We start from the raw sequence: 581 nt of genomic DNA on the forward strand, positions 1-581 counted from the left end.
GTCCGCGATCTCGGCTTCGGTGATGCTGACCTCGAATGGCTCGGCGGACATCGCAAGGCTCCTTACTGGTCACGGCGTTGTCGGATCAGAGGCGGGTGAACCGTCATCGCGGGCTCCCACGCGTGGCGTCGTGTGCGGGGCGGCGGTCGGCGGTAGGGCGCCGGGTCACGCTGAGGACGAGTCCGGCCAGGGGGAGTGCCGCGAGAACGGCGAGGGCCGCCGGCACCGGCACGATGCCCGACAGACCCGCGACGACGGCCGGACCGATCCCGCCGCCCAGGGCGTTCATGAAGTTGAGCAGGCCCTGTGCGGTGTCCCGGTCGTCCGCGGCGACCAGGTCCGGCGCGAGGCTCACCAATACGGCTTGGGCGCCGGCGAACCCGCACACGGTCAACGCCGTGCCGACGACAACCGGGACCGGCCCGGTGAAGATCGCGACCACGAGCACGCCGACGACGGTGAGGGCCGCAAGCCCGGCCGACACTTGCCAGCCGGTGAACCGGTCGGTCAAGGCACCGACCAGCGGCCCGGTCAGCACCGAGCAGGCGGCGGCCGGGACCAAGAGCACGCCGGCTTCCAGG

General features: G+C 72.3%; 1 protein-coding gene. It reads right to left on the minus strand.

Features of this window, described 5'->3' with window-relative positions:
• Positions 1–103: 103 nt before the first annotated feature.
• A partial coding sequence (locus ACYF6T_RS44585) for an MFS transporter (RefSeq protein WP_461703710.1) occupies positions 104–581 on the minus strand: 478 nt, incomplete at its 5' end.

This window comes from Streptomyces sp. 7R007 (assembly GCF_054850255.1).